Source organism: Allorhizocola rhizosphaerae, assembly GCF_003426775.1.
Classification (GTDB): domain Bacteria; phylum Actinomycetota; class Actinomycetes; order Mycobacteriales; family Micromonosporaceae; genus Allorhizocola; species Allorhizocola rhizosphaerae.
This window is the reverse complement of sequence record NZ_QJUG01000071.1, coordinates 1-23895: the sequence shown is the minus strand read 5'-3', so window position 1 is coordinate 23895 and position 23895 is coordinate 1. Positions and strand designations below refer to the sequence as shown.

Annotated in this window: 18 protein-coding genes and 2 pseudogenes; 12 read left to right on the top strand and 8 right to left on the bottom strand. The window is 68.9% G+C overall.

Features of this window, described 5'->3' with window-relative positions; genetic code table 11:
* Window positions 1-8: 8 nt before the first annotated feature.
* From DM816_RS17315 to DM816_RS17305, 3 genes and pseudogenes are all read left to right on the top strand, one after another.
* A pseudogene (locus tag DM816_RS17315) lies at window positions 9-488 on the top strand (ABC transporter ATP-binding protein); the annotation flags it as partial.
* Window positions 485-1921 (top strand): FtsX-like permease family protein, encoded by a 1437-nt coding sequence (locus DM816_RS17310; protein ID WP_117211273.1) that lies wholly within the window; start codon window positions 485-487, stop codon window positions 1919-1921. The pseudogene DM816_RS17315 and the gene DM816_RS17310, both read left to right, overlap by 4 nt.
* A gap of 18 nt (window positions 1922-1939) precedes the next feature.
* Window positions 1940-2578, top strand: a complete 639-nt coding sequence (locus DM816_RS17305) for a LysE family translocator (RefSeq protein WP_117211272.1) — start codon at window positions 1940-1942, stop codon at window positions 2576-2578.
* Between the two features lie 13 nt (window positions 2579-2591).
* On the opposite strand, the pseudogene DM816_RS17300 reads toward DM816_RS17305, so the two are convergent.
* The 4 genes and pseudogenes from DM816_RS17300 to DM816_RS17285 all read right to left on the bottom strand — a co-directional run.
* Window positions 2592-3296: pseudogene (locus DM816_RS17300) on the bottom strand (GMC oxidoreductase); the annotation flags it as partial.
* A gap of 306 nt (window positions 3297-3602) precedes the next feature.
* Window positions 3603-4751, bottom strand: coding sequence for a thiolase domain-containing protein (locus tag DM816_RS17295; RefSeq protein ID WP_117211271.1), 1149 nt, complete (start codon window positions 4749-4751; stop codon window positions 3603-3605).
* A complete protein-coding gene (locus DM816_RS17290) occupies window positions 4748-5641 on the bottom strand; it encodes a lipid-transfer protein (protein ID WP_117211270.1) in 894 nt (297 codons plus the stop codon). The genes DM816_RS17295 and DM816_RS17290 overlap by 4 nt, the downstream gene beginning before the upstream one ends.
* Window positions 5638-6594: a Zn-ribbon domain-containing OB-fold protein gene (locus DM816_RS17285; protein ID WP_117211269.1), complete on the bottom strand. Its 957-nt coding sequence runs from the start codon at window positions 6592-6594 to the stop codon at window positions 5638-5640. Before DM816_RS17285 ends, DM816_RS17290 begins: the two co-directional genes overlap by 4 nt.
* A 90-nt stretch (window positions 6595-6684) precedes the next feature.
* Between DM816_RS17285 and DM816_RS17280 the strand changes: the two genes are divergently transcribed.
* Together DM816_RS17280 and DM816_RS17275 are read left to right on the top strand one after the other, a co-directional pair.
* Window positions 6685-8199 carry an acyl-CoA synthetase gene (locus DM816_RS17280; protein ID WP_117211268.1) on the top strand — a complete coding sequence of 505 codons (1515 nt, stop codon included), beginning with the start codon at window positions 6685-6687 and terminating at the stop codon, window positions 8197-8199.
* A 10-nt stretch (window positions 8200-8209) separates the two neighbouring features.
* Window positions 8210-9787 (top strand): hypothetical protein, encoded by a 1578-nt coding sequence (locus DM816_RS17275; protein ID WP_162907563.1) that lies wholly within the window; start codon window positions 8210-8212, stop codon window positions 9785-9787.
* Here DM816_RS17275 and DM816_RS17270 read toward each other — a convergent pair.
* The 3 genes from DM816_RS17270 to DM816_RS17260 all read right to left on the bottom strand — a co-directional run bounded on the left by DM816_RS17270 (window position 9776) and on the right by DM816_RS17260 (window position 13444).
* A complete protein-coding gene (locus DM816_RS17270; RefSeq protein WP_117211290.1) occupies window positions 9776-10747 on the bottom strand; it encodes a DNA polymerase domain-containing protein in 972 nt (323 codons plus the stop codon). The two genes, DM816_RS17275 and DM816_RS17270, sit on opposite strands and share 12 nt — an antisense overlap.
* Before the next feature lie 78 nt (window positions 10748-10825).
* Entirely contained in the window at window positions 10826-11626 is an 801-nt protein-coding gene (locus DM816_RS17265) for a hypothetical protein (protein WP_117211266.1), read from the bottom strand.
* Window positions 11627-11725: 99 nt separating this feature from the next.
* Window positions 11726-13444 carry a pentapeptide repeat-containing protein gene (locus tag DM816_RS17260; protein ID WP_117211265.1) on the bottom strand — a complete coding sequence of 573 codons (1719 nt, stop codon included), beginning with the start codon at window positions 13442-13444 and terminating at the stop codon, window positions 11726-11728.
* Window positions 13445-13701: 257 nt separating this feature from the next.
* On the opposite strand from DM816_RS17260, the gene tuf reads away from it, so the two are divergent.
* The 3 genes from tuf to DM816_RS17245 all read left to right on the top strand — a co-directional run bounded on the left by tuf (window position 13702) and on the right by DM816_RS17245 (window position 17121).
* Window positions 13702-14889 (top strand): elongation factor Tu, encoded by a 1188-nt coding sequence (gene tuf, locus DM816_RS17255; RefSeq protein ID WP_117211264.1) that lies wholly within the window; start codon window positions 13702-13704, stop codon window positions 14887-14889.
* A gap of 80 nt (window positions 14890-14969) precedes the next feature.
* A complete protein-coding gene (locus DM816_RS17250; protein WP_117211263.1) occupies window positions 14970-15815 on the top strand; it encodes a squalene/phytoene synthase family protein in 846 nt (281 codons plus the stop codon).
* Complete coding sequence (locus DM816_RS17245; protein ID WP_117211262.1) at window positions 15808-17121, top strand: oxygenase MpaB family protein; 1314 nt, start codon at window positions 15808-15810, stop codon at window positions 17119-17121. Before DM816_RS17250 ends, DM816_RS17245 begins: the two co-directional genes overlap by 8 nt.
* Here the strand turns inward: DM816_RS17245 and DM816_RS17240 are convergent.
* The gene (locus tag DM816_RS17240; RefSeq protein WP_117211261.1) at window positions 17118-17954 is read right to left on the bottom strand and encodes a crotonase/enoyl-CoA hydratase family protein; all 837 of its coding nucleotides are present in this window, start codon (window positions 17952-17954) and stop codon (window positions 17118-17120) included. The genes DM816_RS17245 and DM816_RS17240 overlap by 4 nt on opposite strands.
* Between DM816_RS17240 and DM816_RS17235 the strand changes: the two genes are divergently transcribed.
* The 4 genes from DM816_RS17235 to DM816_RS17220 all read left to right on the top strand — a co-directional run bounded on the left by DM816_RS17235 (window position 17953) and on the right by DM816_RS17220 (window position 23777).
* Window positions 17953-19500, top strand: coding sequence for an acyl-CoA synthetase (locus DM816_RS17235; protein WP_117211260.1), 1548 nt, complete (start codon window positions 17953-17955; stop codon window positions 19498-19500). The two genes, DM816_RS17240 and DM816_RS17235, sit on opposite strands and share 2 nt — an antisense overlap.
* Window positions 19497-20564, top strand: a complete 1068-nt coding sequence (locus DM816_RS17230) for an NAD(P)H-dependent flavin oxidoreductase (RefSeq protein WP_117211259.1) — start codon at window positions 19497-19499, stop codon at window positions 20562-20564. The genes DM816_RS17235 and DM816_RS17230 overlap by 4 nt, the downstream gene beginning before the upstream one ends.
* A gap of 269 nt (window positions 20565-20833) precedes the next feature.
* Window positions 20834-21958, top strand: a complete 1125-nt coding sequence (locus tag DM816_RS17225; RefSeq protein ID WP_246002001.1) for a peptidoglycan recognition protein family protein — start codon at window positions 20834-20836, stop codon at window positions 21956-21958.
* A gap of 592 nt (window positions 21959-22550) precedes the next feature.
* Complete coding sequence (locus DM816_RS17220; RefSeq protein WP_117211258.1) at window positions 22551-23777, top strand: ROK family protein; 1227 nt, start codon at window positions 22551-22553, stop codon at window positions 23775-23777.
* Window positions 23778-23895: the final 118 nt, after the last annotated feature.

The following is a 23895-nucleotide window of genomic DNA, read 5'->3' as shown; positions in this document are numbered from 1 at the left end:
AAGGGTTGGTCAAGTCATTGCGCGAGCGCGACCGATCTCGCCTGCGGCGCACCGACTTCGGGGTGCTGTTCCAATTTGGACAGCTGGTCGCGGAGCTGACCGCGGCCGAAAACGTCGCCCTGCCACTGCTTCTCGGCGGCGCCCGCTGGGGGCAGGCCGAGGCGAAAGCACGGGAGTGGCTGGACCGGTTTGGCGTCGGCGACGTCGCGGGGGCCGTGCCCACGGCGATGTCGGGCGGTCAGGCGCAGCGGGTGGCATTGGCGCGGGCGATGGTCACGTCGCCTGCGGTGCTGTTCGCAGACGAACCCACGGGCGCGCTGGACAGTCTCGCGAGCGAGCAGGTGTTGCAGGTGCTGACCGCCCAGGCCCGCGCGCACAACACGACCGTGGTGCTGGTGACCCACGACGCGACCGCGGCCGCCTACGCCGACCGCGAGATAGCGATGCGCGACGGGACGCTGCTCACCTCGGCGGAGGTCGCGCGATGAGACCGTCCACGTTGGTCAAGCTGGCCTGGGCGGGCAACCGCGCGGACTGGCTGCGCCTGGTGTTCACCGCGTGCGGCGCGGCGATGGGCACGATCGTGCTGCTCGCGGCGGCGACCGTGCACTGGCTGCCGCCCACCGAGCTGATCATCGAGCTCGGTGAGGGGGCCTGGTCGATCACCCACACCGACCATCGCTACGCGACCTCACTGCTCAATGACACCGCGGCCCGGCCCGTGGTCGCTGCCGCGTTGCTGCTGCTGACGCTGCCCGCATTGGCGTTCGCCGGGCAGAGCGCACGGCTCGGCGCGCCGGCCCGCGACCGGCGGTTGGCCGCGATCCGGCTCGCCGGTGCGACCCCCGGGCAGATCAGGTTTGTCGGGGTGGCCGAGGCGACCGTCGCGTGCTTCGTCGGTGCGCTGCTCGGGATCGGGTGCTACCTCGCGATCCGGGTGCTGGCCCACCGGCCGGTGCTCGCCGATCCGTGGGCGGAGAGCACGGGCGAGCCGCCGCGCAATCTCGTGCCGCGCCTGCCGCTGCCCACCGACGCGCTCCCTCCACTGTGGACGTTCGGTGCCGTGGTCGTCGCCGTGACGGCCGTGGCTGCGCTGCTGTCGGCGCTGGCGCTGCGGCGCGTGACGGTCACGCCGCTGGCCGTGCGGTGGCGGTCGCGTCAGCGTCCGCTGCGCTGGTGGCCGCTCGTGTTGATCGCCGTGGGATTCGTCGTGCTCGTTGTGCATCTGACCATCGACCGGCAGAACGTTGGCAACCAGCGGGTGCTCCTCCCGCTGACCGGGTGGACGGCCGTGCTGTCGCTCATCTTCGGCGTGGCACTGTGCGCGGCTCCGTTGGGGCAGCTGGTCGCCCGGCTCACGCGGCGTTACATGCGCCGGCCAGGGCCGATGCTCGCCGCGAAATGGATCATCGCGGATCCGTGGAGCGGCACACGCAGCCTCGCCATACTGCTCATCAGCGTGTTCATCGGGGCAGCGGCGATCCGTGGCATCACCTACGCCGAAGCGGGTCTGGTGTTCGGCTGGGTCACCGAGCAGGACGTGCACCGGTTCGGGCTGTTCGTATTGGTCGTGACCCTGGTGGTCGCGTCGGCTGGGCTATTGTTCGCGATGGTCGAGGGCATGCTGACCCGGCGGCGCGCGCTGGCCGGCCTCATCGCGGCGGGCACCCCGCACGGCACGCTGGCCCGTGCTGTGCTCATGCAGGCGTTGCTGCCCGGTGTCCCGGCTGTGCTGCTCGCGGTCGTGGTCGGCGTGGCGGCCGTGGCGAGCGCCGAAACCCAGCCGCTGCCGTTGAGCGCTGGAGCCACCGAACTGGCGTTGCTCGGCGGTGGCGCCATCGCCGGGATCGCCCTCGCGGCGGCGGTCAGCCTCATCGTGCTTCGGGCGAGCGTCGCGGTGGACGAACTGCGTACCGAATGAGCGGCTAGGATGACAACCATGCCATCGCCCGATAGCTTGGCGGCCTTCGCGATCGCGGCCTTCATCCTGATCGTCATCCCCGGTCCCTCGGTGCTCTTCGCGGTCGGCCGCGCCTTGGCATATGGCCGGCGGGCTGCGCTCACGACTGTCGTCGGTGGGGCCGCCGGCAGCTTCACGGCGGCCGCGGCAGTCGCGATCGGCATGGGCGCCATCGTCCAGACCTCCGCCGCGGTCTACACCGCGATCAAACTTGCTGGTGCCGCCTACCTGATATATCTCGGCGTGCAGGCGATCCGGCATCGCCGGGCGTTGCGCGAGGCATTCGAGGCGCGGGCCGCCCCGGTCGGTGACCGGCGCACGCTGGCGCAGGGATTCATCGTCGGCGTGACGAACCCGAAGACGGTGGTGTTCTTCGCGGCCATTCTGCCGCAGTTCGTCGACCCGTCCGCGGGAAGCGCCACGCTCCAGATGGTTGTCCTCGGCGGGGTGTTCGCCGTGATTGCCCTGGGCATGGACTCCGTGTGGAGCGTGGCGGCGGGAGCCGTCCGGTCCTGGTTCGCCCGCTCGGCGAGGCGCTTGGAGCTGGTCGGCGGCGCCGCGGGCCTCACGATGGTGGGTCTTGGCGTCGGCTTGGCGTTCAGCAACCGCGAGGACTGATTGGTCGCCGCGGTCAGGCGTGCGCGGCGAGGAAGCGGTCCATGATGCGCTCGGCGTTGGCGGCGATGGTGAGGGCGGGGGAGGTCAGGCAGGTGGTGCCGGGCAGCACCGAGCCGTCGAGGCAGTAGAGGTTGGGGTAGTCGAGCGACCGTCCATTGTGGTCGGTAGCCTTGCCCATCACCATGCCGCCCAACGGATGCCGTGTGGTGCTGGCACCGAGGCCGGCTGTGCGGTCGTAGTGCGGCAGGCCGCGTAGCAGGCGGCCGCGCCTGCCCTCGCCCTGCCACCACAGCCGCGTCACGAGGTCACGCGCGGCCTTCTCGCCCGTGCTCTCCATCGGCGCGTAGGGCCAGTGCACCTTGGCCGTGCCGCTTGAGGTGTCGTAGCGGATCTCGCCGCGCTCCGACGTGACGCTGAGGATTACCTGTACCGGCGCCGACTCGCCCGAAATCGCCGTCGGCGCAATGCGATTGGCGTCGTCGATGTGTGGCGCCGGTCGCGTGCGCGCGTTGAGCCATGAGACGAGGAACGCGCCGTTGGTCCCGAATCCCTTGCCGACCTCGTTGCCGAGCCGGGGCAACCACCCGCGCTCCCTGGCCGTCACGAGCAGTGACGTGGTCTCGATCGTGCCCGCGGCCATGAAGACGAAGTCCGCGGTGTAGGTGTCGTGCGCGGTCCTCACCTGGAACCCGCCGGACGCGAGGTGGATCTCGGTCACCGGGCCCGCCGTCACGGCCGGACGCGGGTAACTGCGCCGGGCACGCTTCCAGTCCAGCTCGTCGTAGAGCGCGGGCGGATACACCATGTCCCACTCGCGTCCGCGTGGCTGTTCGAGATAGGACAAAGCAGGGTCGCTGCTGTGCCCGAGCACGGTGGTGCGGATTCCGGCCTGTGCGAGGCGTGAAGCGGCCATCGCGCCCGCTTCGGTGGAACCGACGACGATGGCGGTCGTGTCCGCGGGCACGACGCCGGGAAGCAGGGGGACAAACCCGGCCGCGAGAATGCTGCGTCGCCTCATGATGCGCTACCTTTCGCTCGAAACGACCCACATGGAAAAGTACTGAGACCCGCCGCCGTAGGCGTGCCCGAGCGCATTGCGCGCGCCCTCGACCTGGTGCTCGCCGGCGCGGCCCATCACCTGCATCGCGGCCTCGCCGAAGCGCAGAAGCCCAGACGCCCCAATGGGATTGGAGCACATGACGCCACCCGATGGGTTGATCGGCAGACTGCCGCCGATCGCCGTGTCGCCCACCTCGGTGAGCCGCCAGCCGTGGCCGGGCTCGGCGAAGCCCAGGTTTTCCAGCCACATCGGCTCGTACCAGGAGAAAGGCACATAGATCTCGGCGGTGTCAATCTGCGCCAAAGGGTCGGTGATCCCCGCCTGCCGCCACAGTGCTTCGGCGGCCTCGCGCCCGGCGCGCGGGTTGACATGGTCCTTGCCGGAGAACATCGTCGGCTCGGTGCGCATGGCCGTGGCCTTGACCCACGCCGCTGTCCGGCCCTGCACGGCATCGGCCGATGCCAGGACTATCGCGCACGCGCCGTCAGAGGATGGGCACGTCTCGTCGTATCGCACCGGGTCCCACAGCATGGGGGAGGCCTGCACCGACTCCAGCGTGATGTCGGGCTGGCGCAGGTGCGCGTACTCATTCAGCGCGCCGTTGCGCCGGTCCTTCACCGCGACCATCGCTCCAATGTGGACAGGCGCGCCGGAGCGCCGGATGTAGGCGCGGATGTGCGGCGCGAAGTAGCCACCCGCCCCCGCGCCCAGCGGCATTTCGAACGGCGGGCGGATGGACAGCGCCCACATGGCGTTGGACTCCGACTGTTTTTCGAACGCCACGGCCAGCACGCGCGAGTGGACACCGGACTGGATCAGGCTCGCGGCGACGATTCCCGTCGCGCCGCCCACGGACCCGGCCGTGTGCACGCGCAGCAGGGGCTTGCCCGCCGCGCCGATGGACTCGGCCATGTAGAGCTCGGGCATCATCACGCCCTCGAACAGATCGGGCGCCTTGCCCAGCACGACCGCGTCGATGTCGGCCCAGCCCACGTCCGCGTCGCGCATCGCGCGGTCGATCGCCTCGCGGCACAGTCCGGCCATCGACACGTCGGCCCGCTTGGTGGCGTGGTGCGTCTGGCCCACGCCGATGACGGCGGCCTGCTGCTTCATCGGGCCTCCAGGATGCACACGAGATTCTGTTGCAGCAGCGGGCCGCTGGAGGCGTGCGCGAGCACCCGGTTGGCCCGGCCGTCGTGGATGTGGGTCGCGGCCGTGCCGATGCGCGCCAGGCCGGCCGCGAACATCGGATTCCCTTCGCGCAGCCCGTTCACCGCAACACCATCGCCGAGGCCCAATTCGCGCGCGAGCAGAATCTCCTGATGGCGATAGGGCGCATGAACTTCGGCGATCTCGACATCGCCCACTTCGAAGCGGGCGGAAGGCACGTCGAGCCAATGGCGTAGCTGAGCGTCCACGCGATGCTCGATGCGTGTGATCCAGGCCGGCCGGTCGCACAGGTCGCCGGCCCTGTCCCCGGAGGCGAGCACGACGACCGACGCGCCGTCGGCGAACGGGACGGGTGTCAACGGCTCGCTCCAGAGCCCGGCCTCAAGGCCCATGCGGTGTTGCAGGCCCGCCAGGCTGTCGGGGTCGGGCCACAGCGGTGCGACCACGTAGGGGTCGAGTTGGAGGGCCAGCACGCGGCGCGGGTCTCCGGCGCTGGCCTTGCCGAAGCCGTACACGAGCGCAGTGTCGACCTCGCCGGTGAGGATTTTGAGCCACGCCTCGTACAGCGCCCACGCGGCGTCCATCTCCACGTGCGACTCGTTGATCGGCGGATAGGCGCCGATCGCGTCGACCGCCGACACGAACGAGAACGCCCGCCCGGCCAGGTAATCCGACGAGCCCGAGCACCAGAAGTCCACGTCCGCCTTGGACAGTCCGGTCTTGCCGAGCACCTCGGCGAAGATGGGCACAAGCATCTCGACCCCGTTGCTGGTGCCCGGGGTCGCGAACGTGTGCGGTGATTCCGCGAAACCAACTACGGCGACGTCTCTCACAGGTGCTCCGCATAGGTCTCGTAATCGGCGTCCGGTTCGCCCGCCGGCTCGAAATGGTCGATGTTCTGCGGGGAGGTGGTCCACTGCTCGCGGGGTTTCCACACCGCACGGACGCGCATGCCCATGCGCACGTCCGAAGCGGGGCAGCCCAAAACCAAATGGGAAAACGGGATGTCGGCCCCGTCGAGCAGCACGGCCGCGTGCACGTATGGCGGCTTGGTGCGCTGCCCCGGGAAAGGCACGTTGACGATGCAGAACGTGGTGATCGTGCCGACGTCGGGCAGCTCCACGTCGTCGGTGGTCGGCACGCCATCGGTCGGGCACGCGCCGCGCGGCGGCACGTAAACCTTGCGGCACATGGGACACCGCTGCCCGATGATCCGCCCCTCGGCCAGAGCTCGCAAGTAACGGCTCTCCTCGGGTGAGGCCGTGTGCGTGTAGCTCAGGTGAATGGGCGTCACCGTCATGGATTGATCATGAAGTTGGTGTGCCGACACGTCGTCGAACATGGCCGTAAGTTCATGATCAACGCGAAGGAAGCACGCGATGTCGCGGATGGAGCCGACACGGGAGTCGGCCCAATGTGCCTGCACGCGCATGCCTGTGTGCATCGATTCGAGGGGGGCGTCGATCGCGTGCAACAGGGGTGTGTCGGCTCCGTCGAGTCGGATCAGTGCCCAGGCGAACGGCGTGGACAGCGGCTGCCCCGGCAGTGGTTGCGCCATCCACGACCACGAGACGACCGTGCCGACGTCCGAAACCTCCACGAGCTCGGCGGTGGGCTGCAGGGTGACCGGGTCGTACTCCAGTGGCGGCACGTGCACCTGCCCACCGGAGCGGGAGCCGAGAATCCGCCCGCCCACCAGACCGGTCATGAACGCGCTCAGCGTCGGGCCGAGCGACCGCGTGTAGTCGAACCCGACCTCCATCGGCGCCTGTAACGACGTCGTCATGGGCCAAATTGAAACACGTTACGAAACCGGCGGGCAATGCCATGCGGCTGATGCCTTGTTCACTTTTGTAACGCGTTCTAGATTTGGGGTGTGACCACCACCATCGGACTGTGGAACATCGCCACCGCGACGCCCGGCGCCACGGCCATCATCGAGCCCGGCGGGCGCGAGACGACCTACGGCGAACTGGTCGCCGCCGCCGACCGCTACGCGTGCGGCCTGCAGGCCCTCGGCCTGTGCCCCGGTGACAGCATAGTGCTGCTGCAACCCAACGGACCGGTGCTCGTGGAGCTGTACTTCGCCGCCATCCAGATCGGGCTGTACGTGGTACCGGTAAATTGGCATCTGACCGCCCCGGAGGTCGGCCATATCCTCTCCGATTGCGGCGCGCGGGTTTTGATCGCCGACGGCCGGTTCGCGGAGGTGGCGAGCGCCGTCGACGCCGAGTTCAAGTTCGGCGACGTGCCAGGGTTCGAGCCGCTTGAGCGGTTGCGCAAGGACGGCAAGCCGGACGGCCGCACGGCGGGGGCCCCGATGGTGTACACGTCCGGCACCTCCGGGCGGCCCAAAGGCGTCAAGCGCCCGCTGACCGGGGCCTCGCCCGACCAGGTGCCCCCGACCGCCGCATGGTTCTTCGGGCTGTTCGGGCTCAAGCCCTTCGACGGGCACGTGCACCTGTGCGGGTCGCCGCTCTACCACGCGGCCGTGCTCAACTTCGTGACGATATCCCTCCAGTTTGGACACCCGGTGGTGCTGATGGACCACTGGGACCCGCGCCGGATGCTGGAGCTGATCGAGCGCCACAGGGTCACGCACACGCACATGGTCCCGACCCAGTTCAGGCGCCTGCTGTCGGTGGAGGGCAGACAGCGATACGACGTGTCCTCGATGCGGGCCGCGATTCACGGGGCGGCGCCGTGCCCGCAGCAGGTCAAGCGGGACATGCTCGACTGGTGGGGGCCGGTGGTCGTCGAGTACTACGCGGCGTCCGAGGGCGGCGGGGCGCTGATCACCGCGCAGGAGTGGCTGGAGCGACCCGGCTCGGTGGGCAAGGCGTGGCCGGGCTCGACCGTGCGCGTGCTCGACGCCGACGGCAACGACATGCCACCGGGCGAGCCCGGCCAGGTCTACATGCAGATGGGCACGTCCACGTTCGAGTACCACAAGGACGAGGCCAAGACCAGGGCCGCCCGGATGGGGTCGATGTTCACCGTGGGCGACATCGGGTACCTCGATAAAGACGGTTATCTCTATCTTTGCGACCGGAGCAGCGATCTGATCATTTCCGGGGGAGTCAACATCTACCCGGCCGAGATCGAGTCGGAGCTGTCGTGCCACCCGAAGGTCGCCGACGTGGCCGTGTTCGGCATCCCGCACGAGGACTGGGGCGAGGAGATCAAGGCAGTGGTGCAGCCGGTCGCGGGGGTGCAGGCCGGTCCGGCGCTGACCGAGGAGCTGCTCGCGTTCGCGGCCACCCGGCTGGCCCGCTTCAAACTCCCGAAATCCGTGGACTACATCGCCGAGATGCCCCGCGACCCCAACGGCAAGCTCTACAAACGACGGCTGCGCGACCCGTATTGGGCCGGACGGGAGCGTGTGATCTAGTCTTCGTCTGGTGTTGTTGTTGCGGTGGGCGGCGGCCGTTGTAGCGATCCCTCTGCTTTTTTGGGGGTACCTGAAAAGCTCGCAGGCGATGGGTGTGAGCGCGGACGGTTCGAGCAACGCGCTGCAATCCTGGGACATGTTGCACGGCAACGTGTTGCTGCGCGGGTGGACGACCACGGACGTCCCGTTCTACACCAACGAGCTGATCCACTTCATGGCGGTCGAGCTGGTGACCGGGCTGCACAGCGAGGTCGTCAACCTGGGCGTGGCGCTCACGTTCGTGTTGCTCGTGATCGTCGTGGCCGTGGCGGCGGGCCCGTCCTGGTGGGGCAAGCTGCTCGCCGTGGCCGTGGTGGGCGTGCCCGCCATGGGCATCGGCACATCCGTGCAGCTGACCTCGCCCGACCACACGGGCACGGCGATCCCGCTCCTGCTGACCTGGATCGTGCTCGACCGCTTCGCCGACCGCCGGTGGGTGCCGTGGGCCGTGGCCGGGATGCTCGCGTGGGGGCAGCTGTCCGATCCGCTCGTGATGTACATCGGCGCGCTGCCGCTGGCCGTGGTCTGCGCGTTGCGGATGGTGCGCGATCGGACGTGGTGGGGCGTGGACGCGCAGCTGATCCTGGCCGCATTCGGGTCGGTGGTGCTCAACCAGGCCGCGCAGTTGGCCATCCGCGCGGGCGGGGGCTGGGCCGCGCACCCGCCGACCGTGGAGTTCGCTTCGTGGGAGCGGCTGTTTGGGCACAACCTCTCGCTGACCCTGCGCGGCATCGTGGGCAACTTCGGTGGATACCTGCCCGACCGCGAAAACGAGTGGCGTCTGGCGATGGGCGTGGTCCACCTTGGACTGTTGGCGCTGGCGGTCGTGACCACGGTGCTGGTGCTGTGGCGCCTGGTCCGGCGTCGACGGGGCGAGCCGGGGGACCGGCTGGCCGAGCTCGCCGCGGTCGGCATCGGCGTCAACATCGGCGCCTACCTGGTGTCGACGCTTCCGCTCGACATGGGGACTTCCCGTCAAATCATCGCTGTGGTACCACTTTCAGCCGCGCTGGTTGGCCGCGTCTGGGGGGCGCGTCTGGGGCTGGCCACCCGGCCGCAGTGGCGCCTCGCCGCGCTGGGTGTGGCTGGGCTGCTCGCGCTGGAGCTCGCCGTGCAGGCGGTCGCCTATCCGAAGGCGACCAACGGGCGCGACATCGCGGCCTGGCTGGACTCGCAGGGCCTGCGGCAGGGGCTGGGCAGTTACTGGTACTCCAACAACATCACTTTGCTGACGGCGGGCCGGGTCAAGGTCTTCCCGGTGGTGGGCGGGGACCGGATCCGCGGCTACCGTTCGGAGTCCAAACTGGACTGGTATGACCCGGCCGTGCACGACGCGCGCTTCATCGTGGTGGACACGAAGAACTGGCCGGGCGACGTGGATGTGGCGCTGCGCCAGTTCGGATCGCCCGTGCGGCAGCAGGTGCTGCCCACGGCCACGATCCTCGTGTATGACCGCAATCTGCTGGTCGGGCTGCCGGCGCACTGCGTGCCGGAGGAGGCGCCGAGCATGGCGGCGTGCCCGCCACATCGGGACCCGTTATTCGGTTAGTTCAGCATTTTGGGCCTGCGCTCGCCGGCGTCGCTTGCCCTCGTGCATCGCCTGCACACGGGCGATCGGGATGGTGCGACCCTCGTCGATGAGCTCGGCGGGCAGGCGTTGCGGTGCGGGCATGCTTTCGGCCCACGGGTCGCGCGCGCTCAGCAGACCGACCGCGGTGTGCACGGTGAAGTCGGCCGGGGCCACGCTGTCCAGGTCGTCCCAGCCGAGCGGGAACGACACCGGAACACCGGGCCGCAGGCGCGGGCTGTAGACCGACACCACGGTCGCCCCGCCCGCCCGTGTAGAGTCGATGAACACCTTGCCGCCCCGGTCTTCGCGGATGAACGCGGTCGTCGCCAGGTCGGGGTCGAGGCGTTCGGCGCGTGCGGCAAGGGCACGCGTCGCCCCGGCCACGTCCTCGATGGACGCACTGTCGTCGATCGGCACGAAGATGTGAAGCCCCTTCGCGCCGCTGGTTTTCACCACACCGGCCAACCCCGAGTCGGCCAGCGCCCGGCGCACGAGCTTGGCCGCCCCGACCGCCGACGCGAAGCCGTCCTCGGCGGGCGGGTCGATATCGAGGATCAGATGCGTGGGATGAGTCCAGTCAGCGGCACGCACCAGCGCCGGGTGGTATTCGATCGCCCGCTGATTGGCAAACCACACAAGCGTGCGCCGGTCATTGCACAGCGCATAGGACACCTCCCGCTGCGACGTCTCCGCCCACACCGTCGCCGTGCGCACCCAGTCGGGCGTGTATTTGGGAAGGTTCTTCTGCATGAACGGTTTCTGCCCGCGCAGCACGCGCATCACCGTCAGCGGCCGGTCGCGCAGCTGCGGCACCATGCGTTCGCTGACCGCGTCCAGATAATCGACGAGCTCGCGCTTCGTCGCCCCCGCCCCCTCGAACAGCTGCTGATCGAGATTGGTCAGGGACACCCCATCGCGCTCCTCGCCGCCCTTCGCCACGATCACCACGATACGCCCACGCTTCGGTGCGGCCGGCCGGCGACGGCAGCTCGGTTACCGTTGGTCACCGTTCGTTTGTCACCACGAGGCGATCAGGTCCAGCACCGAGCCGGCCAGGAACGCCAGCAGGGCGGCCCAGCGCAACGGATGCGCCTTGCCGTCACCCAGCATCAGGCGCGTCGCCCGGGCCAATCCCAGCTGCGTGCTCGCCGCCGCCTTGGTCGCCAGCTCAGCCAGGTCGTCGTACTGCAGAACGACGACTGCGTTGAGGAGCATCAGGCCGAAGATGGCCCCCAGCAGCTTGAGACCGAACTGGTCAACCGTCCCCACGATGCCTGCTGTCACCAGGGCGACGATGCCCGCCACGCCGCTGAGTAAAATCGCGGACACGATGGTCATAAATCGCCGCTCGTTATCCGTGGGCAGCGGTGCGTCGAGCGCCGCGCGCTCCTTTTCGTTGAGGCGCGCGGCGAGAAAGTCCCGGATCAACCGGGCCGCCTTGGCCGACTGCTTCATCAAAGCTTCCCTGGGCCCGTCGTAGTTCAGGACTTTCACCAGTCCGCACGTGTCGCGAAGCTCTTGGGCGAAGGCAGCGAACTCCTGGGAGGTGAAATACCTGGATTCGAACGGCAGGTTGTGGCCGGCCTTCCAATACATCCGCAACTGCAGCCGTCGCAGCCGGTGGATGGTGCGCACCCGACCAAGCCAGGCCGCCGACAAATCGTGGCGCTCGGCGGCCCGCTTCGCCCAGTCCGTCAACTTTTTGCTTAGCAAATCCAGCAGGCCCACCAGCCCGGCCACCAGCACCATGATCTTGCCGGTCCGGCCGATCTCGGCTCGCGACAGGACACTGAGCGCGAACACCGTGAGTGCGAACATCAGGGCAGCGTAGTCACACGCGATGCGTGGGGGTCGGACGGCTGGGAGCCGGGCGGCGGTCCAGCCGCCGCCCACACCGGTGGTCGCGGATGTGGTGATTCATTTCTCGGAACGCGACAGGGCCCGCGTGACCGCGGGCAGTACGGCGATCGAGAGCGCATACCCGAGCACCTGCAGCACGATCGCCGTGACAAGCGCAGTTCCGGTGAGCTCAGCGGCGTCGCGCAGCCCGAACGGCGACGTGGGCACCAGCGAGTCCGCCGCGAGCAGGAAGGCGTTGCCGGTGCGGCTCGCGGTGGGCTCGGTCAACCGATCCGGCGGCAGCGCGTCACGCAGCACCCACGTGCCCGTGCCTAGGGCGACGGCGAGCCAAAACACGGCCCGCCCGGGTGCGTAACCGTATCCCGCCAGGCCGTCCATGGCCCATCCCGGCACCTTGCGGATCCAGCGCCACCAGGGTTGGGGCCGGCCGAGGTAGCGCCGATGGGCGCGCCGCTTGGCCAGCAATGTCCGGCGTGCCTCTCGATCGTCCCCATTGGCCCGGTAATACGTGGCGAGCTGCTCATACGGCTGGGGGTGATACCCGTCCGGGTCGTTGCGCAGCCATCGCAGCAGCTTCTTGATCGGCAGCAGCGGTATGCGTTGGTAGGTAAGGCCGGACAGGTGCATGCGTCCCGCCAAAGCACCCTCGGTGATGTCCAGTGTCCCGACGGTAGCCTGATAGAGGTCGACTTCCGTCTCGGCTGCGGCGAGTCTCCCGCTTTGCAGTGCGAGGCGGTCCAGCCGCGCGCTGATGAGGTTGATCGTACCGACCGCCCGGAAGTCGTCGATGCACCGGAAGTCGCCGCCGGAGATGCCCTCGGCGATAATCGAAAACCCTCCGGGGTTTTCGATGACCGTCCCGCTCAGGTCGATGCCGGTACCAATCTTGGCGAAGCCGATCTCGAAGGCGCCATCGATGGCGGAAGACCGGCACACGATCGCCTGGCCGACGGTGAGCAGCTCGCCCTGGAACACCGTGCCGTCGTTGCCGGGTGGCGGCCGTTCGATCTTGATGTTGTCCAGGCCGAGCATCCCGCCGATCCGCGCGAGGCGCAGGTGGATCTGACCCTGCGCGTTCACCTCGCTGAAGGCCGCGTCGCGCTCGACGATCACTTGGTAGGCATCGACGCAGATCCCGCCCGCGTTGTCCAGCCGTGCCCCGGTCATGTCGAGCCGCCCCTGGACCTTCATGCCGTTGAGGTCGATCACCCCTTCGGCCTCGAACCCGGAGCCGCAAAACACACTGCCGTCCACGCTGACGTCCTGCGCATTGAGCGCGGTGTCGCCCGGATTGGCCAGCCGGGCGCCGCTGAAGTCCAGGTCTCCGGAGATCCTGGAGCCGGTGAGGAGCACCGGCCCGGTGAAGCGCGAGCCGCCGAATTGGGCCAGCGACACCTTCAGGTTCCAGGCGTTCAGCCCCGGAAACCGGCAGTTGGTGGCGAACAAGCCCTTGCCGCTCGCGTCCCCGAGGTCCGGTGTCTCGTCGAACCAGCACCTGTCCAGGGTCACCTCGTATCCCACCTCGCCACCGTTGAGGTTGAGCTGACCGGTGATGCGCGCACCCGACAGGACCACCTTGGCCACGTATCCGGGTTCGCCCTGGTGCGCGCCGAGCAGCAGGCGTGCGATCACCTCGGCGCGGACCGTCCGATCCGGACCCCAACCGTCCACTGTGAACTCCGGAGCGGCCGGTTCTCCCGGGCCCAGGTCCACCTGCGTCCCGTGGGCGAACGCCTCCCACAGCCGCCGTTCCGCGTCATTGAGTTCGCTGCCCATGCATGGAGTATTGCCGATGCCGCCAAATTCGCTTGCGGGCCGGGCGGGACGCGGGCTAACTTGATCGGCATGTTCGCCACGGCCGGATTCGCTTGTCCCGCAGGCATCAGCCTGCCGGGTGCGGCCGCCGTGTGCGCAGAGTCGGCCCGGCTGGATAGCTGACCCTCCTCCCTGACCGCACAGGCGGGAGCGAGGGTGTGTGCATTTTTGCTGTCTTCCCAGCCCTTTTCGACTCATTGCGAAGGATTCGACTCACCATGGCCAAGAGCCAATTTCTGCGTACCAAGCCACACCTCAACATCGGCACGATGGGTCACGTCGACCACGGCAAGACCACCCTCACCGCCGCGATCACCAGGGTGCTCGCCGCGCAGGACCCGTCGGTCAACCAGTTCGTCGCGTTCGACGGCATCGACCGCGCGCCAGAGGAGATCGCGCGCGGCATCACCATCAACATCGCGCACGTCGAGTACGAGACCCCCAACCGGCACTACGCGCACGTGGACATGCCCGGCCACGCCGACTACGTGAAGAACATGATCACGGGCGCGGCCCAGGTCGACGGCGCGATCCTGGTCGTGTCCGCATTGGACGGTGCGATGCCGCAGACGCGCGAGCACGTGCTGCTGGCGCGGCGCGTCGGAGTGCCGTATCTGGTCGTCGCCATGAACAAGGCCGACGCCGTGTCCGACCCGGAGCTGCTCGACCTCGTGGAGCTCGAAGTCCGCGAACTGCTGTCGCAGTACGGGTTCCCGGGCGACGAGGTCCCGGTCGTGCGCGTGTCCGCGCTGCGGGCGCTGGAGGGCGACCCGGTGTGGGAACAGTCCATTGTGGACCTGCTCGACGCCGTCGACCGGTATGTGCCCGACCCGCCGCGCGAGCTCGACCGGCCGTTCCTGATGCCGATCGAAAACGTGTTCACCATCTCGGGCCGTGGCACGGTCGTCACCGGCGCGGTCGAGCGGGGAGCGCTGCGCGCGGGCGAGCCGGTCGAAATCGTCGGGCTCGGCGACACGCTGGCCACGGTGGCCACCGGCTTGGAGACGTTCGGCAAGGTCATGGAGCGGGCCGAGGCCGGCGACAACGCGGGCGTGCTGCTGCGCGGGATCAAGCACGACCAGGTCCGGCGCGGGCAGGTGCTCGTCGCGCCGGGAAGTGTCCGCCCGCATCGGCGGTTCCGGGCCCGGCTCTACGCGCTCACGGCGGAGGAGGGCGGGCGGCACGGCCCGTTCTACTCGAACTACCGGCCGCAGTTCTACTTCCGCACGACCGACGTCCCCGGCGCGGTCGACCTCGGCCCGCTGACCGAGGTCAATCCGGGCGACACGGTCGAGGTCGGGGTCGAGCTCGGCGCGCCGATCGCGCTCGAAGACGGCTTAGGCTTCGCCGTGCGCGAGGGCGGCCGCACGGTCGGGGCCGGCGCGGTGACCGCGCTGCTCGACTAGGTGACGGTTCGGTCGAGGCCGCAATTGGTGACACCGCCAATGCGGCCTCGGTCGATACCTGGGTGATATACCCTTTATGGGTGTTTTCGTCGGGAGTGGCGTGGCGGGTGGCGAGGCGTTCGCCCGCCGGATATCTGGCCGTCATACTGCTCGCGCCACGCCCGGTGCGCAGACACATGCTGGCGGCTTCCTGGTTTGGGTGCGCCACCGACGACATCGTCGATCGCGGCGCACGGCCGGACCGGGCGCGCCGCTACGCCGAATGGGAGACCCGCGTGCGAGCCGCACTCGCCACGGGCACGTGCGCCTACCAGCCGCTGGCGGCATTCCTGCGGACCGTTGACCAATGCCAGGTGCCCGCGCAGTGGGTGGCGCAGTGCCTGGACGGCTGGCGTGAGGATCTGCACTTTCGCGGCCTTGAGTCCGAGGCCGATTTCCAGTCCTATGTGGATCGTGTGGTCGTCCCGCCCATGCGCCTGGTTCTGGGCATCCACGGCGGCACGCGCAACGAGCCGTTCACGGTCGCGCTGCGCCGATACACCGAGTCCTATCACCGCGTCGACACCCTTGCCGACATGGCCGAGGACCTGCGCGACGGCCGAGTGCACCTGCCCGCGCAGGACCTGCGCAGGGTCGGAGTGTCCACCGAGGAGCTGCTCGCCGGGCGCCGCCCGCCGCGCCTGCTGGAGCTGCTGCGCGAGTGGACGGACCTGGCGCGCACCGGGCTGCGGCGGGCCCGCGACCTGTGCGACGCCGCGCCGGACGAGCTCCGCCCGATCATCGGGGCTTCGATCACGGTCAACGAACTGAGGCTCGACTCGTTGGAGAAGGCGGGACTGGGCATCCTGTCGCGGTGCGTGCTGCCGCCCGTGGTGCCGGCCCTGCGTCTGGTCCTGGCCGAGAGAAGGGGTTCGTGGCATGGATAATCGGGTCTCCCGGCGCTATGTCGGGCAATGGCGGTTCCTGCTGGCGGTGCCGCGGGCGACCATGCTTCAGGCGGCCCTGCCGCCCGTGGGCGCGGGGGTGGCCGAATATTCCAGCTTCCGGCCGCACCTGTGGCGGCGAATGCAGAACACGCTGCTGTCCTTGCTGCGGATCATGTATGGCGAAGAGGCCGAGCGCACCCGGGAGATCGCGCGGTTGCAGCGCCTGCACAGCCGCATCGTCGGCGTGGACGAGCGCGGCCGGCCCTACTCCGGGCTGGACCCGCACGCGCAGACATGGGTGTTGCTGACGCTGTTCGACGCCATCGTCACGATGGGCGCGCTGTCCGGCCGCCCGATGCCCGACGACGAGCAGCGGCAGATGTACGGGGAGTTCCTGGAACTGGCCCGGGGTTTCGGCATTCCTCGCGAGGTCGTGCCCGCCACGCTGGAGGACTTCCGGCGGTACTTCGATCGGATGATCACCGAGGAGCTGGAGTACACGCAGGCCACCCGGACGGTCGTCGAGGAGCTGATCGCCAACGCGCCGCGGCCGGCCCTGTTCGACGCGGCCGATCCACTGTGGCGGGTCGTCAAGGCCGTGCTGACCGGGCCCGGCAACGCCTTGCTGCGCGGCATCCTGCCGTCTGGCTTCCGGCAGCGGTTCGGGCTGCGCCTGCCGTGGTATGGCGGGCTGCTGACCCGGGGCATGTTCACCGCGGCGGGGATGGCCTCGCGCGTGCTCCCGCCACAGTGGACATACATGCCGTACGCGCTGGCCCGCCTCGCGCTGCAGCGGCCGAGCCGCCGCTCGCCGAGCTTCTTCACCGAGGTGCTCGACCAGACCGGCAACGGGTTCGTGGCCCTGCCCGACTTCCTGTCCATGGCCCGCTCGGTCGCCGCCGAGTTCGACGTGGACGCCGCGACCGAGGCCGAGCTCTACGCCGCGTTCGAGTCGTGGTGGCGGCAGCTGGCCGCCGGCGCCGACACCAATGTGGACGGCCGGATCGACTACACCGAGTGGGCGGGGGCGGTCCGCGGCTCGGGTGCCCAGGAGGGTCTGCGCGCGGTGCTCGACGCGATGTTCCGGGCCGCGGACACCGACGCCGACGGGGCCGTGTCGCCGCAGGAGTACGCGCGGCTGTTCGGCGGCAAGGCCGATCCGGGCACGATCGCCGGCACCCTCGGCGAGCTCGACCTCGACGCCAGCGGCCGGATCTCGCATGCGGAGTTCGCCGCGGCGATGAGGTCGTTCTTCCTCGACATCCGGGACAACACGCTGGGTCGCAAACTGCTGGCCGAGGCTTAGCGTCCTTGGAAACTGGGCTTGCGTTTCTCGGCGAAGGCGCGCGGGCCCTCCTTGGCGTCGTCGCTCGCGAACACGCCCATCCCGATTCCGGCCTCGATTTTGAATGCCTCGTTTTCGGGCATGCCCTCGGTCTCCCGGATCGTGCGCAGGATCGCTTGCACCGCAAGGGGTCCGTTGTTCGCGATCATCCCGGCCAGTTCGAGCGACTTCTCCAGCGCCTGCCCGTCCGGGACGACGTGGCCGATAAGCCCTATCCGGTACGCCTCCGCGGCGCTCAAATGCCGGCCGGTGAGCAGGATGTCGGCCGCGATCGTGTACGGAATCTGGCGCGGCAGCCGCACGGCCGACCCGCCGAGCGGAAACAACCCCCACCGCGCCTCGGACACACCGAAGCGGGCGCTTTCGCCCGCCACACGGATGTCGGTGGCTTGCAGGATTTCCGTGCCGCCCGCGATCGCCGGACCCTCGACGGCAGCGATCAGCGGCTTAGTCAGCCGCCGCCCCTTCAGCAAGCCGTCAATGCGCGTCAGATCCCACCCGCCCTGCTTGAACGAGTCGCTGGGATGCGCAGTGGTCATCGCCTTCAGATCGGCGCCCGCGCAGAACGCCCCGCCCGCGCCGGTCAGGATGCACACCCGGATGTCCGGATCCTCGTCGACGCGGTCCCATGCCTCGCGCATGATGGCGAGCATCTCGCCCGAGAGCGCGTTGCGCGCCTCGGGACGGTTCATGGTCACGATGAGGACGTGATCCTGCTGTTCGACGAGTGCATCCGGCACGGGAAACCTCCAGCTCTTGTGCAAAACGATAACACGTTCTAGTTTGACGTGCATGGCGCTCAATATTGCCGATCTTTTCGAGCATGCTGCCGATGCGTTTCCGGATCGGCTGGCCATTGCCTGCGGCGACCACGAGGTGACGTATGCGCAACTCGAGGATCGCGCCAACCGTCTCGCCCACCACCTCGCCGCGCACGGCGTGGGCGCGGGCGACCACATTGGACTCTATGCGCGCAACTCGATCGAGGCGGTCGAGGCACTGCTCGCGATATACAAACTGCGCGCCGTCGCGATAAACGTGAACTTCCGGTACGTCGAGGCGGAGCTCACCTATCTGTTCCACAACGCCGATCTGGTCGCGCTGATCCACGACCACGCCTTCGCCGACAAAGTGGCGAAGGTCGGGTTCCCGGTGCGCTGCACTGTCGAGATTGGACCGGATTACGAGGCGATGCTGGCGTCGTCCCGGGGCGAGCGCGACTTCGAGCCGCGCAGCAACGACGACGTGTACATCCTCTACACCGGGGGCACCACCGGGTACCCGAAAGGCGTCATCTGGCGGCACGAGGACGTCTGGCGGGCACTGGGCGGCGGCATCGACTTCATGACCGGCATGCCGCTCGAAGGCGAGTGGTCGCAGGTGGAGCGCGGCCGCGAGATGGGCGGGATGGTCCGGCTGTGCACGGCGCCGCTCATTCACGGCAACGCGCAGTGGGCCGCCCTCGCGGCGTTGTTCAACGGCGACACGGTCGTGCTGGTGCCGCAGTTCGACGCGCACGACATCTGGCGGGCCATCGAGCGGCGCCGGGTCAACGTCGTGGTGCTGATCGGTGACGCGATGGCGCGCCCGATCATCGAGGCTTATCACGAGGTCGGTTACGACGGGTCGTCGCTGTGGGCGATCTCCAGCAGCGCGGCGCTGTTCTCGCCGAGTGTCAAACAGCAATACGTGGAGGCGTTCCCCAACACGATGATCACCGAGTCGATCGGGTCTTCCGAGATCGGCTTCGGTGGGATCGGGTTCGTCACCAAGGAGACGGAGAACGACGGGCCGAAGGTGACGCCCGGCCCGCACACGATCGTGGTGGGCGACGACGGGCGCCCGGTGGGGCCCGGCACCGTCGGACGGCTGGCCCGCGGCGGGCATGTGCCCATCGGGTACTACAAAGATCCGGAAAAGACCGCGCAGATGCTCATCGAGATCGATGGCGTCCGCTACGCGATGCCGGGAGACTTCGCCCGTCTGGAGGAGGACGGCACGATAACCCTGCTCGGCCGGGGCAACACGTGCGTCAACACCGGGGGCGAGAAGGTTTATCCGGAGGAGGTCGAGGGGGCGCTCAAGTCGCACCCCGACGTGTTCGACGCCGTCGTCATCGGCATGCCGGACGAGCGGCTCGGCCAGCGCGTCACGGCATTGGTGCAGCCACGGCCGCAGCGCACGATCGCGCTCGAGGAGCTCGACGCGCACGTGCGCACGCAGATCGCCGGATACAAGGTGCCGCGCACGGTCCTGTTCGTCGACCAGATCCACCGCACGATCAGCGCCAAGGCCGACTACGGCTGGGCGCGCACCTACGCCGAGGAGCACGCCGCGTGAAGCTCAGTGAACACCCCATCTTCGGTTTCTCGCCGTCGGAACACGTGGCCGCCGCCGTAAGCCGGGCCGGCGGGTTCGGCGTGCTCGGCTGCGTGCGGTTCAACGAGCCCGCCGACCTCGACGCCGCGCTGGACTACATGGACAACAACACCGACGGCAAGCCCTACGGTGTGGACATCGTCATGCCCGCGAAGGTCCCGATCGAGACCGACCTGGCGTCGCGAATCCCCTCGCAGCACAAGGAATTCGTCGACAATACGCTGCGCAAGCTCGGCGTGCCGCCGCTGCCGGACGGCACGCCCGCGGGCGACGGGGTGCTGGGGTGGTTGCACTCGGTCGCGCGGTCGCATGTGGACGTCGCGCTCAACCACCGGCCCACGCTGATCGCCAACGCGCTCGGCTCACCGCCGCCCGATGTCATCGAGCGCGCCCACGCGGCAGGCTTGCTCGTCGCCGCCCTGGCGGGCAAGGCCGACCACGCCCTGTCCCATGTGAACAACGGCGTCGATCTGATTGTGGCCCAAGGCTACGAGGCCGGCGGTCATACAGGCGAGATTGCCAGCATGGTTCTGGTACCCGAAATCGTCGACGCCGTCGGAGACCGCGCACCGGTTCTGGCCGCGGGCGGGATCGGCTCGGGCCGCCAGATCGCCGCCGCCCTCGCGCTGGGTGCCTCCGCCGCATGGATGGGTTCCGCCTGGCTCGTCACGAGCGAATACCAGATGGGCGTCTCCGCCGTGAAGGAGGCCCTCATCAAGGCGACCTCTTCGGACACCGTGCGCTCGCGCATCTACACCGGCAAGCCCGCGCGCCTGCTGCGCAACAAGTGGACCGACGCCTGGGCGGAGCCTGACGCTCCGGCCCCGCTTCCCATGCCGCTGCAGAACATCCTCGTCAGCGAGGCCCATCAGCGCCTCATGAACTCCGGCGACCCCGATGTCGTGCCCATGCCCGTGGGCCAGATCGTGGGCCGCATGAACGCCATCCGCCCGGTCGCCGAGGTGATCGCCGATCTGGTGTCCGAATTGGACGATACGCTGAAACGGCTCGGCGCCATGCGTTGACGCGATCGCGCAGCCTTGCGACCGCGTCAATCCCGCCAACCTGCGGCTCGCGATGTTCACTGAAGCGCCGCGGTCGCCCGCCACCGACATGTCTGGCGCCGAGCCGGCCAATTCGATCTGGTCACGATATTTGGCGCTTGAGCGACATCGCCGACATCCTGGCCGGGCATCTGGAGTGGCACGACTGATCGCGACCCGAGCGGACCTTGAAGTGCGGCGGGTGCTGTGAAATATTTCCACGAGCACCCCCGGCACCGAAAGGAATTGTCGTGACGCCCCCACACTTTGAGCGACGCACGCTGCTGAAGGCCACACTGGGCGCGGCGAGCGTTGCCGTTGTCGGCACGGAGCTCGCGGCGGCCACCGCCGCGCAGGCCGCGCCCAGCACCGAGTTTCCCTGGATCATCGACTGCGACAGCTGGGGCGCCAAGCCGCCGACCAGCGGCATCGTGCTGCGCCAGGGCACGACCCGCAAAATCATCGTGCACCACACGGCCTATCCGAACAGCACGGACTACTCGCGGGAGCAGGCGATCTGGCTCGCCCGCGACATCCAGCGGCTGCACCAGCAGGTCAACGGCTGGGCCGATTCGGGCCAGCACTTCACCATCAGCCGGGGCGGCTACGTCCTGGAGGGCCGGCGGCGCAGTCTCGAAACCCTGGAGACCGGTCTGGCCCAGGTGCAGGCCGCGCACTGCCCGGGCCGCAATCACGACTCCATCGGCATCGAGAACGAGGGCACCTACATCAGCGAGACCCCGCCCGAAGCACTGTGGAACTCGCTGGTGCGGCTGTCCGTCGCGATCTGCGAGCAGTACAACATCAAGGCGCACAACATGTTCGGGCACTGGGACTTCCGCGCCACGCTGTGCCCCGGTGCCGCATTCTATCGCCAGTTCCCGCAACTGCGCCGGGACGTGGCGCGCGAACTCGGCACGCCCACGTCCGAGATCCCGTTGCGCACGTGGCCCGACATCTACAGCTCCATCGGTGGCCCGGTGGTGCGCGCGGCCCAATGGCTGCTGCGCCACCGCGGCTACGAACTCCCGGTCACCGGCCCGGCCACCTGGAGCCCGGCGATGACGGCCGCGATCCAGGACTGGCAGACCAAAAACGGGCTGCCCGCCTCGCCCGACGGCACGATGACCACCGAAACGTGGGAGACGCTCGCACCCGAGCTCGACAAGGACGCTACCGGCGACCCGGTGAGCGCCATCCAAAACATCTTGCCGGACAAGGGTTATCCAGATGTCACCATCACCGGCGCCTACGACCACGCCACCAAGAAGGCCGTGCAAGACCTGCAGCGCCTGCACGGCCTGGAGCCCAACGGCAAGGTAGACACCAGCACCTGGTGTGTCATCGTCGGCGGCATCGTCCGCGAAGCCTTCTGATTTCCGCAGCCGGAGGGGTCGGATCGCTCCACGACCGACCCCTCCAGTGCTGGAGGCCGATCATGCGGCGATTACGACATCCATCTGTCGGACCGTGACCTGCGGCCGGCGCCGTCCTATTTCTCCCAGGCGGGCCCGGGTCGCGTTGGCCGACACGACTGTGCCACCGACCGTGATCTGCGGCTCCCGGCGATCTCATAAGTACCCGGGTTCAGCAGCACGGCTCCGCGGAACCCGCCGGCATCCGGCGCACGTGCACCCACCGCGTCGATCGCCGCCTGGATGCGTGCCCCGTCGTCCCCGCTGCCCGGTGAGACCGAACGCGATCCGCGCCGCGCTCACGGTCAGCCATTGCCCGCCGCCGAGCGTGGGACCAGCCGGTGGAAAGATTGCTGTCCAACACGTTGCGCGCTACGTTCCCATCGTCGGCGCTGGCCGTCGCCAGCCGGACGATCGCCGGTTGCGCGCCGCGAGCTAACGTCAGTGGCCGGCAGGAGTAACAGTGGCATCACCAGCGCCAGAGCCTTCACGATTTGTCAACTTGACTATCTGATCGCCGAAGTCAATATCCGTCCATCCCGGGGGGAAGCAGTTGAAGCGGACATCGCGCGACATCCGCGTGGCCAACCGGTTCCGCGTGCTACGCCAGGTGATCGCGGGTCACATGACCTCCCGCCGGGCGATCGCCGCCGCCACCGATCTGAGCCTGGCGACCGTGGCCCACCTCATCGGCGAGCTCATCGAGGCGGGGGTCGTGGTCGAGGCCGGGTTCGAGGACTCCGGCGGCGGGCGCCCGCGCGGCCTGCTGTCCGCCAATGCTCACGGCGGCCTGCTCGTGGGCGTCGATGTCGCCGAGACCTACGTGCACGCGGAGCTGTACACCTCGGCTCTCACCGTGCTCGCCGAGGCCGAGGAGCAGCTGCACCCGGAGGAAAACAGCCCACCGCAGGTCGTGCGGCACATCGTCTCGTGCGTCCGCGCGGTCATCGAGTCGTCCAAAGTGGACTACGACCGGGTCCTCGGTATCGGGGTGAGCCTGCCCGGCCAGGTCGAGCGGGAGGGCGGCGTCTCGGTGTTCGCGCCCAACTGGAACTGGCACGACGAGCCGCTGGGCGCCATGCTCGCCGCCGAGCTGGACCTGCCGCTGTACCTGGACAACCCGCTCAAGGCCACGACGGTGGCGGAGCTGTGGTTCGGTGCGGGCCAGGGCCACGAGGACGTAGTCGTGGTCACGCTCGGCACGGGTGTGGGCGCGGGCCTGGCCATGGGCGGATCGCTCTACCGCGGCGCGACCAACAGCGCGGGGGAGTGGGGCCACACCACGCTGGTGCTCGACGGGCGGCTGTGCCACTGCGGCCGGCGCGGCTGCGTCGAGACCTATGTCGGTGCGCCCGGCATCATGCAAAACCTGCGCGAGCTTGCGCCCACCAGCCCGCTGCTGCACCCCGACGACCAGACCGCCACGATCGACGCGCTTGCCGCCGCGCTCGCGGCGGGCGATCCGGTCGCAGCCAAGGTGGTCACCGAGACGGCACGCTATCTCGGCGTGGCCATCGCCGATCTGATAAATCTCGTGAACCCCGAGGTGCTCGTGGTGTCCGGCTGGGTTGCCACCAAGCTCGGCGAGGCGTTCCTGCCCGAGGTCCAGGCCGTGGTCGCGCGCCATGCCCTGAGCGGCCCGCTGGAGGTCGTCGACATCGTGTTGTGCCCACTCGTGCGCAACCCGGTCAGCCTCGGTGCCGCCACCTTCGCGCTCGAAGGCTTCCTCGCCACGGTCGGCGCCCGCACCCATAGCCGGACCGCTGTCAACAGCAGTTGACCATGAGGTTGAGGCAACGACACGCCGTCGAGCACGGACGTAAGTTCATGATCGACCGGAAGAGAGGGCGGGGGACTCTTGGGGGGCGGGGTCGGGGTCGGTGGGGTTTTGTCGCTTG

What these genes read in the sequence shown, in the direction of transcription:
- DM816_RS17310 (WP_117211273.1), top strand. Translation starts at nt 485, where the DNA reads ATGAGACCGTCCACGTTGGTCAAGCTGGCCTGGGCGGGCAACCGCGCG.
- DM816_RS17305 (WP_117211272.1), top strand. Translation starts at nt 1,940, where the DNA reads ATGCCATCGCCCGATAGCTTGGCGGCCTTCGCGATCGCGGCCTTCATC.
- DM816_RS17295 (WP_117211271.1), bottom strand. Translation starts at nt 4,751, where the DNA reads ATGAAGCAGCAGGCCGCCGTCATCGGCGTGGGCCAGACGCACCACGCC.
- DM816_RS17285 (WP_117211269.1), bottom strand. Translation starts at nt 6,594, where the DNA reads ATGACGACGTCGTTACAGGCGCCGATGGAGGTCGGGTTCGACTACACG.
- DM816_RS17265 (WP_117211266.1), bottom strand. Translation starts at nt 11,626, where the DNA reads ATGTTCGCACTCACGGTGTTCGCGCTCAGTGTCCTGTCGCGAGCCGAG.
- DM816_RS17260 (WP_117211265.1), bottom strand. Translation starts at nt 13,444, where the DNA reads ATGGGCAGCGAACTCAATGACGCGGAACGGCGGCTGTGGGAGGCGTTC.
- tuf (WP_117211264.1), top strand. Translation starts at nt 13,702, where the DNA reads ATGGCCAAGAGCCAATTTCTGCGTACCAAGCCACACCTCAACATCGGC.
- DM816_RS17245 (WP_117211262.1), top strand. Translation starts at nt 15,808, where the DNA reads ATGGATAATCGGGTCTCCCGGCGCTATGTCGGGCAATGGCGGTTCCTG.
- DM816_RS17235 (WP_117211260.1), top strand. Translation starts at nt 17,953, where the DNA reads ATGGCGCTCAATATTGCCGATCTTTTCGAGCATGCTGCCGATGCGTTT.
- DM816_RS17240 (WP_117211261.1), bottom strand. Translation starts at nt 17,954, where the DNA reads ATGCACGTCAAACTAGAACGTGTTATCGTTTTGCACAAGAGCTGGAGG.